The sequence below is a fragment of the Cellulosimicrobium sp. SH8 genome, from assembly GCF_025818875.1.
GTDB lineage: Bacteria > Actinomycetota > Actinomycetes > Actinomycetales > Cellulomonadaceae > Cellulosimicrobium > Cellulosimicrobium cellulans_D.
The window spans coordinates 135,982-149,275 of the sequence record NZ_JAMXMH010000004.1 but is presented as its reverse complement, the minus strand read 5'-3'; the positions used below and the strand labels follow the sequence as shown (position 1 = coordinate 149,275).

General features: G+C 76.3%; 11 protein-coding genes. 8 read left to right on the top strand and 3 right to left on the bottom strand.

Annotation, left to right across the window (positions count from 1 at the left end; translation table 11 throughout):
- Positions 1 to 34: 34 nt before the first annotated feature.
- Positions 35 to 823: an MHYT domain-containing protein gene (locus NF338_RS07265; protein ID WP_264030159.1), complete on the top strand. Its 789-nt coding sequence runs from the start codon at positions 35 to 37 to the stop codon at positions 821 to 823.
- Between the two features lie 19 nt (positions 824 to 842).
- On the opposite strand, the gene NF338_RS07260 is transcribed toward NF338_RS07265, so the two are convergent.
- Positions 843 to 1,289, bottom strand: coding sequence for an SRPBCC family protein (locus tag NF338_RS07260; protein ID WP_157759645.1), 447 nt, complete (start codon positions 1,287 to 1,289; stop codon positions 843 to 845).
- 39 nt (positions 1,290 to 1,328) lie between these two features.
- Entirely contained in the window at positions 1,329 to 2,063 is a 735-nt protein-coding gene (locus tag NF338_RS07255; RefSeq protein ID WP_264030158.1) for a hemerythrin domain-containing protein, read from the bottom strand.
- 216 nt (positions 2,064 to 2,279) lie between these two features.
- Between NF338_RS07255 and NF338_RS07250 the strand changes: the two genes are divergently transcribed.
- The 7 genes from NF338_RS07250 to NF338_RS07220 all read left to right on the top strand — a co-directional run bounded on the left by NF338_RS07250 (position 2,280) and on the right by NF338_RS07220 (position 10,535).
- On the top strand, positions 2,280 to 2,891 hold the full coding sequence (locus NF338_RS07250; RefSeq protein WP_264030157.1) for a hypothetical protein: 612 nt from the start codon (positions 2,280 to 2,282) through the stop codon (positions 2,889 to 2,891).
- Between the two features lie 175 nt (positions 2,892 to 3,066).
- Positions 3,067 to 3,825 (top strand): ABC transporter ATP-binding protein, encoded by a 759-nt coding sequence (locus NF338_RS07245; protein ID WP_264030156.1) that lies wholly within the window; start codon positions 3,067 to 3,069, stop codon positions 3,823 to 3,825.
- Positions 3,822 to 4,691, top strand: a complete 870-nt coding sequence (locus NF338_RS07240) for an ABC transporter permease subunit (protein WP_264030155.1) — start codon at positions 3,822 to 3,824, stop codon at positions 4,689 to 4,691. The genes NF338_RS07245 and NF338_RS07240 overlap by 4 nt, the downstream gene beginning before the upstream one ends.
- Before the next feature lie 52 nt (positions 4,692 to 4,743).
- A complete protein-coding gene (locus NF338_RS07235; protein ID WP_264030154.1) occupies positions 4,744 to 5,517 on the top strand; it encodes a hypothetical protein in 774 nt (257 codons plus the stop codon).
- A 31-nt stretch (positions 5,518 to 5,548) separates the two neighbouring features.
- A complete protein-coding gene (locus NF338_RS07230; protein WP_264030153.1) occupies positions 5,549 to 6,985 on the top strand; it encodes a sensor histidine kinase in 1,437 nt (478 codons plus the stop codon).
- On the top strand, positions 6,982 to 7,653 hold the full coding sequence (locus tag NF338_RS07225; protein ID WP_264030152.1) for a response regulator: 672 nt from the start codon (positions 6,982 to 6,984) through the stop codon (positions 7,651 to 7,653). The genes NF338_RS07230 and NF338_RS07225 overlap by 4 nt, the downstream gene beginning before the upstream one ends.
- Before the next feature lie 107 nt (positions 7,654 to 7,760).
- Positions 7,761 to 10,535 carry a cation-translocating P-type ATPase gene (locus NF338_RS07220; protein WP_264030151.1) on the top strand — a complete coding sequence of 925 codons (2,775 nt, stop codon included), beginning with the start codon at positions 7,761 to 7,763 and terminating at the stop codon, positions 10,533 to 10,535.
- Between the two features lie 10 nt (positions 10,536 to 10,545).
- Here NF338_RS07220 and NF338_RS07215 read toward each other — a convergent pair whose 3' ends face one another.
- Positions 10,546 to 13,209 (bottom strand): LuxR C-terminal-related transcriptional regulator, encoded by a 2,664-nt coding sequence (locus NF338_RS07215; protein WP_264030150.1) that lies wholly within the window; start codon positions 13,207 to 13,209, stop codon positions 10,546 to 10,548.
- Between the last annotated feature and the right edge of the window lie 85 nt (positions 13,210 to 13,294).

Sequence of the window (13,294 nt, the reverse complement as noted above, 5' to 3'; positions counted from 1 at the left end):
CATGTCCTTTCTGATGCTTTTGAGGCGGTATGCGATGCTCGACGTCCATCACTTCACCTACGGAGCCGTGACTCCGCTCATCTCCTACGCGGCCGCGGTCTCCGGGTCTGCCTGCGGCCTGTCCGCGGTGTCCCGGTCCCGTGTCGACGCGCCGTGGCACGTGCGCTCGGCGTGGCTGTGGCTGGGGGCCGCGGCCATCGGAGGCACGGGCATCTGGGTGATGCACTTCGTGGCGATGCTCGGGTTCACGGTCACCGGCATGCCGATCCACTACGACGTGCCGCTGACGATCGTCTCCGCACTGGTCGCCGTGGTGGTCGTGTCGGTCGGCCTGCACCTGGTGATGATGTTCGGCTACCGGCCCCTGCTGCTGGTCGTGGGAGGCTCCGTGGCCGGGCTCGGCGTCGCCGGCATGCACTACATGGGCATGGCGGCGATGCGCATGCACGGCACCGTGCACTACAGCGCGGTCTCCGTCGTCCTCGCGGTGCTCATCGCGGTCGCCGCCGCGACGGCGGCGCTCTGGCTCTGCGTGCACGCACGGGGCGGGCTGTCCATGACGGTGTCGGCCCTCGTCATGGGGGTCGCGGTCGCCGGGATGCACTACACCGGCATGTGGGGCGTCTCGGTGACCGGTCAGCCGGGCGCACCGGACGGCGGCGTACCGATGCTGGACCTGCTCGGTGCCCTCCTCCTCGGGGGCGGCGGCTCCGTCGTGCTCCTGGTGTTCGTCGTGGTCGGCTCCCGGACGGAGAGCGAGCGGCAGCGGCACGAGGCCTTCCGGGACCGCATGGCGCGGGAGACCGTCCCGGTCCGCCGGTAGCGGCACGCGGGGTGCCGCCTCACGGCCGACGCGCGCGCGCCCGGTCCTCCGTCTCGAGGACCCGGCGCAGGCCCGTGAAGTCGCGCAGGAGGATCCGCGCGAGGACGGCCGTCGGGAGAAGGGCCACCAGCCGGAGCCCGGCGGCGACGTCACCGTGGTAGTCGGCACGGACACGCGTGCCGCCGCCGTCCGGCGTGGTGACGTACTCGACGCGAGAGTTCCAGGGCGCCGTGGAGTGCCACACGACCCGCCGGTCGGGCTCGACGACCTCGAGCACGTCGGTGAACCGCACCCGGAAGGGACCTACGCGGTCGACGGCGGCCCAACGACTCCCGACCCGCAGCGGCCCGTCGTCGACCGGGCTGCGGGAGACGACCGCGGGCGCGAACTCCGGCCACCGGCCCGGGTCGGCGAAGTAGGGGAAGACGCGCGACGGCGGGTGGTCCAGGTGGACGTCGAGCGTCACGCGTCGCCACACGGTCCGTCCCCCTCCCGGCACCCGGTGTCAGACCATCGCGGGCACGGGACGGTCCGGGTAGAGCGCCCGCATCGCGTTGTCGTACCGGCGCTTCAGGAGGAGGAGGTACAGCACCCGGACCGGGGCCGGCACGTTCGCCCGGAACCAGTCCTCCCGTTCGGCCTCGGGGACGCTCGCGACCAGCAGCCCGAGCTGCAGCGCCATGACGTCCTTGCCGAGCTCCTTGCGGTGCGCCATCAGCGTCGCGCGCGTGTGCTCCTCCATGAAGTCCCACTCCTGCTGCGACATCACCTCGCCTGCGACGGGAAGGATGTCGCCCTCCTCCTGCCCGAGGTGCGCGGACAGCAGGTCCCGCAGCGCCTCGACGTCGGCGGCGAACGCGTCGCGGAGCCCGTGGTCGGCGGTGGCCACCCACGGTGCGAGCTGTGGCTCGATCCGCGCGAGGTGCACCGCGACCTCGGCGTGCTGCGCCCGCATCTGCCCGACGTGCAGCGCGCAGGCGGGTGCGCGGGCCTCCAGCCTGTCCCAGAGCACCATGTCCTCGGTCTCGTGGTGCATGTGCAGCGCGAAGAAGTCGAGGTGGGCGTAGCGCCCGAGGACGGCGGAGCGCGCGGTGTCCCCCGGCGCGACCTCGCGCACCAGCACGGGAAGCTCGCGGTAGAGCCAGCGAAAGATCCGGTGGACGAGGAACATGCCCGACGTGTCGCACCCGGCGTGCTGGCCCGCGGGCAGCGGTCCGGGGGGAGGCAGCCTGCTGGTCATCTGGTCCTCCGCCCGATCGGTCGACCCCGGTGTCGTCGTGGCGCTCTCCGACGCTACGCCCGCCCGCCGCCGGGCGACAATCCCCGCGCCACGCATTCACCCGGGTAGCAAGAAGCCCCGCCGTGTGGAGCGACGGGGCTTCTCGATCCGCTGTCTCATCGGATCCCGCCGGCGCTCTCGCGCCGGAAGCATGCCCCCAGCCTATAGCGTCGTCGCGTGACCACGAGCGCGCTCCCCGACGACGACCGGGTCGAGCTGCTCTGGCTGCCGGTCGGCGCCGACGGTCGTGTCGTGCGTCGGACGAGCGCGTGGTGGGAGCGCGCGTGCGCGCTCGCCGAGAGACGTCGTCCCCGCCCGTTGTTCCACGCCGCGCTCGACGCGCGCCTCGGCGGCGTCCCGTACACCGTCGAGATGACCCCCGCGTGGGGCGCTGCCCCGACCGACCGTGGCGTCGTCGCCAGTGGACCGGTCGGCGCGCGACCGCTGGGCCGGTCTCGCTGGTTCCGGTACGAGGTGCGCTGCTGGCCCTACGGGGTGATCCCGGACCGCGCCCACGCCGTCGGGCCGCCCGTCGTCGTCGCCTCCGACACCGCCGCGGTCGCCCGGCTCCTGGACGCGGTCCCGGCCGTCCCCGCCCTCACCTGGGGCCGCCGCCCGCCCGGTGCCCGCGCCATGTGGAACTCCAACTCGCTGGTCGCGTGGCTGCTGGCGCGCGCCGGTCTCCCGACCGATCACGAGCCGCCCGGGGGCGGGCGCGCCCCGGGCTGGTCGGCCGGCGTCGACGTGGCGCAACGGTCGGCGGAGCGGCACGGCCCGGGCGCGACGTGACGCCCGGCACGCGGCCACCGCCGGTCCCACCCCGGCACGACCACCTCCTCCTCGAGGAGGAGGGCCAGCCCGCGCCGATCTCGACCGCTGGCGGGAGCCGCGGTCCCGGTGGCCGTCCGTAGCGTCGACGACGGCGGCGTCCAGGACCGGGCGCCCCGCGACGACGGGAGGACGCATGATCCAGGTGGAGGCGCTCACCAAGCGCTACGGGCCGACGACGGCGGTGGACGGGCTGACGTTCACGGCGCGGCCCGGCACCGTGACGGGATTCCTCGGCCCGAACGGGGCGGGGAAGTCGACGACGATGCGCGTCGTGGTCGGCCTCGAGCGCCCGACGTCGGGCACGGCGACCGTCGACGGCCGCCGGTACGCCGACCTCCCGGCGCCGCTCCGCGCCGTCGGGTGCATGCTCGACGCGCGGTCCGTGCACCCGGGGCGCACGGCGTTCCGGCACCTGCGGGCCCTCGCGCGGACCCACGGGATCGGCCGCGCCCGCGTGGACGAGGTCATCGGCATGACCGGGCTCGAGAGCGTCGCGGGACGGCGTGCCGGGACCTTCTCGCTGGGGATGGGGCAGCGCCTCGGCATCGCCGGGGCGCTGCTCGGCGACCCCGGGACGCTCATCCTCGACGAGCCGGTCAACGGCCTCGACCCCGACGGCGTCCTGTGGGTGCGGGGGCTCGTCCGGGGCCTCGCGGCCGAGGGCCGGACCGTGCTCCTCTCCTCGCACCTCATGCACGAGCTCGCGCTCTGCGCCGACCGGGTCGTCGTCATCGGCCGGGGCCGTCTCCTCGCCGACGCACCGGTGCAGGAGCTCGCCGCGGACGCGGGCTCGCTCGAGGACGCCTACCTGCGGCTCACCGCCGGAGCGGTCCAGTACCGGGGCCGCGCCTCCGGCGGGTCCGACCGCGCCGCGACAGGCGGTGCCCGATGACCGCCGCGACCCCGGTCCCGCTGCACGCTCCCCCGGCCCCTGCGCGGTCGACGCCCCGGGGCCCGACGCTCGCGCGCGTCGTCGGCTCCGAGTGGACCAAGCTCACGAGCCTCCGGTCCTCCTGGTGGGCCGCCGCGCTCACGGTGGCGGTCTCCGCCGCGCTGACCTCTCTCTCGGCCCAGGCGTCGTCCGTGGACCCGGGGTTCGACCCGATGGGCTCCCTCACGTCCGGGCTGCTGCTCGCCCAGGTGCCGCCGCTCGTCCTGGGCGTCCTCGTCGGCACGGGCGAGCACAGCACCGGCACGTTCCGCACGACGTTCGTCGCCGTCCCGCGGCGCTGGCCGGTGCTCACCGCGCAGACGGTCGTCACCGCCGCGTTCGCGCTGCTCACGGCCGTGCTCGCGGTCGGCGCCGCCGTCGTCGCCCTGGTCCCCTCGGCGCGGGCCCGCGGGATCGCCCTCGACCTCGCGAGCGACGGCACGCCCCAGGTGCTCGGTGGGATGGTGCTCCTGCTCGTCGCGATGGCCCTGCTCGGCCTCGCGCTCGGCGCGCTGCTCCGTCGGCCGGTGCCCGCCCTGACGGTCGCGGTCCTCGTCGTCCTCGTCCTGCCCGTCGCGCTCGTGCTCGCGGCCGACCTGGCGGGCGACCCGCTCGCCGCGTCCGCGGGCGTCCCGCCCGCCCAGGCCGCCGTCAACACCGCGGTGACGTTCCTCCCCGCCGGCGCCGGGTCCCTGCTGACGACCGAGGGCGCGGTCGAGGGCGCGCCCGACCTCGGCGCGTGGGGCGGCGGGCTCGTCCTGGCGACGTGGGTCGCCGTGCCCCTGGCTCTGGCCGGCGTCCGCCTCCGCACGCGGGACGTGGTCTGACGTGGCCGCGACGACGCAGATCCCCGCCGCCCGCCCCGCGGACCGTTCGCCGGTGACCCTCCGCCGGGTGCTCGCGGCCGAGTGGGACAAGCTCACGAGCCTGCGCGCGACGGGCTGGCTCGCCCTCGCGACGGTCGCGGCGTCGGCCGCCAGCGCCTGGGCCCTCGGCCTGTTCGCCCGGCCCGACGACGGCGCGTCCGGCGCGCCCGTGGCCGTCGCCGGGTACGTGCTCGCCCAGCTCGGGTTCCTCGTCCTGGGCGCGACGACCGGCGCGGGCGAGTTCCGCACCGGCACGGCGCGCGTCACCTTCGTCGCGGTCCCCCGGCGCATCCCCGTGCTCGCGGCCCAGGTGCTCGTCACGACGGCGGTCGCGGCCGTCACGGCCGCCGTCGCGCTGGGCGCGGCGCTCGCGGCGACGGCGGCGCAGCGCGCGGCGACCGGGCTCGTGCTAGACGTCGCGGACCCCGAGACGGCGCGCCTCCTCGGGGGGTTCGTGCTCTACCAGACCGGGGTCGCGCTCGTCGGTCTGGGGCTCGGGGCGCTGCTGCGCCGGCCCGACGCCGCGCTCGTCGCCGGGGTGGTCCTGGTCGTCGTGCTCGACCACCTCCTCGCCACGAACCCCGGCCGGGTCGCCGACACGGCGCGCACCCTCCTCCCGGGCGCCGGGGCACGGCTCCTCCAGGGCGACGAGCAGCTCGCCGTCCTCGAGGCGACGACGCCGGGCCCGTTCGTCGGTCCGTGGGCGGGCGGTCTCGTGCTCGCGGCGTGGGCCGTCGTCCTGCTCGTCGCGGCGGGGATCCGCCTGCGTCGCCATGACGTCACCTGACCCGGCGGGAGACGGATGGGAGAGTGGGGCCATGCCCCCGCCGTCCCCCGCCACTGCCGTGCGCACGGCGACCGACGACGTCGCCCTCACCCCGCCCGACCTCCGGCGGCGCGGGCCGCTCGGCCGGTTCCTCGCCGACCGCCCGCGGGCCGCGGACGCGGCGCTCGTCGCCGGCGTCGTGGCGCTCGGGCTCGTCACCGCGGTCCTCGGGCTCGCGACGGTCGAGGGGTCTACCGGGCTCGGCCTCTTCCGGCCCGACGAGCCCGTCGCCCAGGTGGTCGTCACGGCCTGGCTCGCCGGGACGGTCCTCGGGGCGACGCTCCTGCTCGCCCGTCGCACGCGACCGCTCGTCGTCGCGGCCGCGATCACGGCACTGGCCGTCGCGTCGCTCGCGGCCGCGGGCGTGCTGGGGGTGCTCGGGGTGTGCCTCGCGTGCGCGGTGCACGCCGTCGCGGCGTCGCGCCCGCCGCGTACGGCGTGGCTGACGTGCGCGGCGGTGCTCGCCGTCGTCACCGTCGCGCTGTGGTGGTGGCAGGACATCGGCCTCGCCGAGATCCTGCTCTGGAGCGACCCGGTCGTGGCACCGGACGGCGACCCCGTACGGGACCTCGCCGAGCCGCCCTTCTCCCCCGGCCGCCGGTCCGCGTCCGTCTCGCTCCTGCTCGCGCTCCTGCTCCTCGGCATGGCCACGGGCTCCGGCGCCCGTGCCCGGCGGCTGCACGCCGAGGACCTGGCGGAGCGCTATCGGGCCATGGCCCGCGACCGGGACCAGAGCGCGGCGCTCGCCCGCGCGGCCGAGCGCACCCGCATCGCCCGGGAGATGCACGACGTCGTCGCGCACAGCGTCTCGGTGATGGTCGCGCTGTCCGACGGCGCGGGTGCCGCGCTCGACCGTGCGCCCGACCGCTCGCGCGAGGCTCTGCGGGAGCTCTCCCGGACGGGGCGCGAGGCGCTGACCGACATGCAGCGCGTCCTCGGCGCGCTCGACCCCGGCGACGAGGAGCCCGTGGCGCCGGACGGGCGGCCGGAGCCGACGGCGACGGACCTCGCGGCGGTCGTCGCGCGCTTCCGCGCCGCGGGCGTGCCCGTGACGGCGACCGGCCTCGACGTCCCGCTCCCGGAGGACACGTCGCTCCGGCTCGCGGTGGTGCGGGTCGTGCAGGAGGCGCTGACGAACGTCCTGCGGCACGCGCCCGGGACGGCCGACGCGCGGGTCGAGGTGCGGCGCGGCGCGGACGTCGTCGAGGTCGAGGTCCGCGACGCAGGTGGCACCCGACCCGGCACGGGCGGCGGGACCGGCCGCGGCATCCTCGGCATGCGCGAGCGCGCCGCCCTGCTCGGCGGCAGCGTCGAGGCCGGCCCGCGCCCCGAGGGCGGGTGGGTCGTGCGCGTCGCCCTTCCGTGGCCCGGGCCCCGGGACGAGCCGCGCGACCAGCCGCACGACGAGGACGAGGGTGGGCTCCCATGACGACCGTGCTGCTCGTGGACGACCAGGCGCTCCTGCGGATGGGCTTCCGGCTCGTGATCGAGTCGGAGCCCGACCTCGAGGTGGTCGGCGAGGCGTCCGACGGCCGGGTCGCGCTCGACCAGGTCGCGGCGCTCGCCCCGGACGTCGTCGTCATGGACGTCCGGATGCCCGGGATGGACGGCATCGAGGCGACCCGCCGCGTCGTCGCGGAGCACCCCGGGACGCGCGTGCTCGTGCTGACCACGTTCGACGTCGACGAGTACGCGTTCGCGGCGCTGCGCTCCGGCGCGAGCGGCTTCCTGCTGAAGAACGCCCGCCCGCACGACCTCGTCGAGGCGATCCGCACCGTCGCCGCGGGGAGCTCGGTGGTCGCGCCCCGGGTGCTGCGCCGCATGCTCGACCTCTTCGCCCCGCATCTGCCCGCCGGCGAGCAGCCGACGGACGACGGCCTCGACCCGCGCCTGCGGTCGCTCACGCCCCGGGAGCTCGACGTGCTGCGGTGCGTGGCCGAGGGCCTGTCCAACGCCGAGATCGCCGAGCGCCTCGTGCTGTCGTCGACGACGGTCAAGACGCACGTGGGCAACCTCCTCGCCAAGCTCGGGGTCCGGGACCGGGTCCAGGCCGTGATCGTCGCCTACGAGAGCGGGCTGGTCGGGTCGCGGTCCTGACCCGGCGCTCCCGGCCGTGCCCGGTGCGCCGCGTTCACCCCCGACGGGTGAGGCTCCGCCCCGGGTCCGCTGCGACGGTGGTGACGAGCGCCGGAGAGGAGCCCACGATGACGGCTGCGCAGATCCCCCGACAGCAGGTCCCTCCCGCCACGGGCCCGTGGCACACCGCCTCGACGGAGGCCGTGTGCGCGGCCCTCGACGTCGACCCGGCGGTCGGGCTGACGTCGGCGCAGGTCGCCGAGCGGCGCGCCCGGTACGGGCCCAACGCGCTCGCGGAGGAGCGCAAGGAGAAGCCGTGGCAGGCGTTCCTGCGCCAGTACCGGGACCTCATGCAGCTCGTGCTCGTCGGGGCGGCGGTCGTGAGCATCATCGCGCTCGGCGACGTCACGACGGGCGTCGTCGTCCTCGGCCTCACCGTGCTCAACGCCCTCATGGGCCTGCACCAGGAGGGCAAGGCCGCCCAGAGCGTCGCGGCGCTGCAGCAGATGCTCGTCATGACGGCCACCGTGCGCCGCGACGGGCGGCAGGAGCAGGTGCCCGCGGAGGAGCTCGTGCCGGGCGACGTCGTCGGCTTCGAGGCCGGGAGCAAGATCCCCGCGGACGGGCGGCTGCTCGTCGCCGCGTCGCTGGAGATCGAGGAGGCGGGGCTGACCGGCGAGAGCACCCCGGTCGCCAAGGGCGTCGAGACGGTCGTCGCCGAGGACGCGCCGCTCGGCGACCGCACCGACATGGCGTACATGAACTCGCAGGTGACGCGCGGGCGCGGCGAGATGGTCGTCACCGCGACGGGCATGACGACCGAGGTGGGCCGCATCTCCGGGATGCTCAGCGGCGTCGAGCAGGACAAGACGCCGCTCACGCGCCAGCTCGACCGCATCACGGTGATCATCACCGTCATGGCGGCGATCGCCCTCGTCGTCGTGGTGGTCCTGGGCCTCGTGCGCGGCGAGGACTTCGACAGCCTGTTCGTGGTCGGGATCAGCCTGGCCATCGCCGCGATCCCGACGGGCCTCCCCGCCGTGGTGACGATGCTGCTGTCGCTCGGCACGCGCCGGCTCGCCGAGGAGGGCGCGATCGTCAAGCGCCTGAAGTCGGTCGAGACGCTCGGGTCGACGTCGGCCATCTGCTCGGACAAGACCGGGACCCTCACGCTCAACCAGATGACGGCGCGCCGCCTCGTCCTCGCGGGCCGCCGGTTCTCGGTCGACGGCGAGGGCTACTCCACGACCGGCCGCATCCTGGCGGCCGCGGGCTCGACGGACGTCCCGCTCGAGCCCGTCGCGCTGCCCCTCGCGCTCGCGAGCGACGCCGTCGTGCGCGACGGCGAGTGCATCGGCGACCCCACCGAGGGCGCCGTCGTCGTCCTGGCCGCGAAGGCGGGCCTCGACGTCGAGGAGACGCGGGCCGAGCACCCCCGCGTCGCGGAGGTCCCGTTCGACGCGGCGTACAAGTTCATGGCGACGTTCCACGACATCGACGGCGTGCTCACGTGCTTCGTCAAGGGCGCCCCGGACGTGCTGCTCGCCCGGTCGAGCCGCTACCTCACCGCCGACGGCGGGACGGCGCCCCTCGACGACGACGCCCGCGCGCGCGTCGTGGCCGAGAACGACGCGCTCGCGGGCGAGGGCATGCGCGTGCTCGCCGTGGCGCGGCGGACCGTCGGCCGGGACGAGCTGTCCGGGGAGCTCCTCGACGCGGTGCGCGACCTCGAGCTGGTCGCGCTCGTCGGCATCGTCGACCCGCCGCGGCGGGAGGCGCGCGACGCCATCGCGGAGTGCCGCGACGCCGGCATCCGCGTCCGGATGATCACGGGCGACCACGTCACCACCGCGGCCGCGATCGCCGGGCAGCTCGGCATCGAGGGCCGCGCGCTGACCGGGGCCGAGTTCGCCGCGATGTCCGACGCCCAGCTCGAGGCGGAGGTCGGGGAGATCGGCGTGGTCGCGCGCGTCGCGCCCGAGGACAAGGTGCGCCTCGTCGACGTGCTCAAGCGCACGGGCGACGTCGTGGCCATGACGGGCGACGGCGTCAACGACGCCCCGGCGCTCACGCGCGCGGACATCGGCGTGGCGATGGGCATCACCGGCACCGAGGTGACCAAGGACGCCGCGGAGATGATCCTCACCGACGACAACTTCGCGACCATCGTGGCCGCCGTCGAGGGAGGTCGCGGGCTCTACGACAACCTCATGAAGTACATCCGCTTCCAGATGGTCGTGCTCGTCGGCTTCATCCTCACGTTCGTGGGCGCCGGGATCTTCACGGTCGCGGGCGGCACGCCGCTCACGCCGCTCCAGATCCTCTGGGTGAACTTCGCGATCGACGTGCTGCTCGCGATCGGCCTCGGCTTCGACGCCGCGACGCCCGGCCTCATGCGCCGCCGCCCCCGGCCGCCGACCGAGCCGGTCATCGGGCGCGGGCTCGGGGTCCGGCTCGCCGTCGGCGGCGTGCTCATCGCCGTCGGCTCGCTCGTCGCCGTGGCGTGGGGCGAGGCCGACGCCGACCTGGCCGTCGCGACGACGATGGGCCTCACCGCGATGTCGCTCCTGCACGTCGTCGCCGCGCTCGAGTGGCGCGACCCGCGGGCCAGCATCCTGTCGTTCGAGACGCTCGCCAACGGCCGGTTCGTCGTGCTGCTCCTCGCCTCCCTGGGTCTGACGTTCCTCGTCACGACCCTCGACGGCCTCCAGCGGATCTTCGGCACGGTCGACCTCGACGGCGGCCAGTGGGGCGTGTGCGCGCTCGTCGCGCTCGCGTTCCTCGTGCTGGCCGAGCTCGGCAAGCTCGTGCTGCGGCAGGTCGACCGGCACCGGGGCACGCCCGCCAACGCCGGAGCCCTCACCCGGGTCGCGCCCGCCCCGGTCTCGCCCGCGCAGGTCTGAGGGCGGCTGCTCAGGGCACGACGCCGAGCTCGCGGCCCCGACGCACGGCGTCGCGGCGCGAGCTCACGCCGAGCTTGCGGTAGACGGACTTGAGGTGCGCCTTCACGGTGTTCACTGAGACGAAGAAGTCCTCGGCGATCTCGACGTTGCTGGCCATCGACGGCAGGACGGCGAGGATCGCCAGCTCCCGCTCGGTGAGGGGCTCGACGAGCGGGGCCGGCTCCGGCGCGCGGTCCGCGGGGTCGAGGTGGGCGCGCAGCCGCGCGGCGAGCGCGTCGTCGCGCGCGGCGACGGCGCGCGCGAGGGCCGGACGCAGCTCGCGCACGACGACGGTGAGGAACGGGCGCGCGACCCGCTCGACGGCTGCGAGGTCCAGGGCGCGGGCCAGCGGGACCTCCACGCGGCGGGTGCCGGCCCGGGCCAGGGCCGAGGCCTCGACGAGCGCCGCCTCGACCCGCACGACGTCGTCCACCTCGTCCTCCCCCGCGTCCACGAGCCCCGCGACGGCGCGCAGCGCGGCCCCGGTCCGCCCCGTGGCGAGCAGCTCGCGCGCGCCGCACACCGCGACGACGGCGGCCGTGCCCAGCCCCTCCCGCCGGACGCGCACCGGCAGCGCCGGCTGCGTCCCGTCGTCGAGCAGCCGGACCGTGGCCGTCGCCCGGACCCATAGGTCGGCGAGCAGCGGAGGCGTCGCGACGGGTCCGAGCGCACGGTCGGCCGCGACCAGCGCGTGCCGCGCGGCCCCGGCGTGCCCACGGTCCGCGGCCACCAGTGCCTGGAGGAGACGGACTGCCGCCTCGGACGCCGGCTCACGCCCACCGGAGTCTGCCGCCAGCGCGTGCGCGAGCTCCCGGTCGAGGGCGTCGTCCGACGCGCGCAGGTACAGCGCCCACGCCCGGGCCGCGTGCGCCGGGCGCACGTGGGCGTGCCCGGCCCAGCCCCGAGGCTCGGCCTCCGCGACGACCTCCCGCGCGACCGCGTCGCCCTCGTCGAGCCGTCCCTCCGCGACAGCAAGGAGGGACGCGGCCGCCCGTGCGCCCAGGACGAAGAGCTGGGGAGCCCGCCAGGCGCGACCGGGCGGCGGCGCGAGCGCGGACGAGGCCGTCGCCGGCTCGGGGCCGACCGAGCACCAGGCGAGGCCCGCGGAGCGGTGGGCTCGCGCGAGGCCGCGGTAGGTGTCGAGCGCGGGGAACGGGTACGGCGCCCCGTCCGCGGTCGCGAGGGCGGCGCCGGCCGCCGTCGCGAGGCCGCGCACGTCCCCCGTCGCGCGCGCGATCGAGGCGTCGAGGAGCTCCAGGAGCACGGCCGCGGCGGGCTGCTCGGCGGGGTCGAGGAGGTCGCGGGCCGTCGCGACGTGGCCGCGGGCGGCGTCGAACCGCTCGTCGACGTACGCCAGCGCGCCCGCGCACAGGTGCAACCGCGCGTCCACCCCGATCGTCGCGTACGGCACGCGTCGCAGGGTGTCCGCGACGGTCTCCCGGTGCGGGCCCGCGAGCTGCGCGGCGGCCCCCTCGACGAAGACCTCGCCCACGAGGGGCCAGTCCTCCGCTGCGGCCGCGTGCTCGAGCGCCCGCACCGCCTCGCCGTCCCGCGCGAACCAGCGCGCCGCTGCGCGGTGCCCGTCGCGCAGCCGAGCCGGGTCCTCGACCCGGAGCTGGCTCAGGAGCATCTCGCGCAGGAGCGGGTGGTACCGGTACCAGGTGCGATGCTCGCCCGCCGTCATGACGAAGCCGTCGGCCGCGGCGAGGCCCGGGAGGAGCCGCTCCGCCGGTGCCCCCGGGTCCAGCGCGGCCGCGAGGTCGGGGCACACGGCCGACGTCACGCTCGTGCGCAGGAGGAAGCTGCGGGTCGCCGGGTCCTGGCCGTCGAGGACCTCCGCCAGGAGGAACTCCGCCGCCGAGCGGTCGGCACGGGCCCGGCTCGCGGCGTCGTCGGCCTCGACCCGGAGGCGGACGCCCACCGCCCAGCCGCCCGTCTCGCCGAGGACGCGCCCCGCGTCGGACGCCGAGAGCGGCTTCCCCTGCACCGCGGCGAGCGTCGTGACGGCAGGGGCGTCGAACGCGAGGTCGGCCGCACCCACCTCGGCGACCTCACCCTGCGCGCGCAACCGCTGGAGCCGGACCAGCGGGTCGACGCGCGTGAGCACGACGAGGTGGAGGGGCAGCGGGTAGCGCAGCATGTCGTCGACGGTCGCGGCGACGTCGGCGCGCGCCGCGTGGTGGAAGTCGTCCAGCACGAGCACGACCGGCTCCGGAAGCTGCTCGACGGCGGTGAGGATCCGGCGCAGGAGCGCGGGCGAGAGCCGCGGCGGGACGACGAGCGTCTCGAGCGGGTGCCCCGGGGGGACGGCGCCGGCGGCACGCAGCGCAGACAGGACGTCGGCCCAGAACACGGCCGGCTTGTCGTCGAACGGCTCCAGCGTCAGCCAGGCGACCCGCGGGCCGGTCTCGGCACGCGCCCACCGAGCCACCGCGGTGGTCTTGCCCCAGCCGGGCCCGGCCGACACGAGCGTCAGGCGCCGCGCCACCGCGGCGGCCACGAGCGCCTCGACCGCGGGCCGCGGAACGGTCGAGGCGGGGAGCGCCGGGACCGAGGTCCGGGCATGCATCGTCTCGAAGCTGTCGGCGACGAGCGCGACGTCCTCCAGCTCGGCACGCGGCTCGACCGAGGTCATGAGGGCAGGCTATTCCCGGGGCCAGGGAAGCGCAGGGCGAACGCCGGGTGGAAAGAGGTCAGGCCGGCCGGGCCCCGGGCGGCGG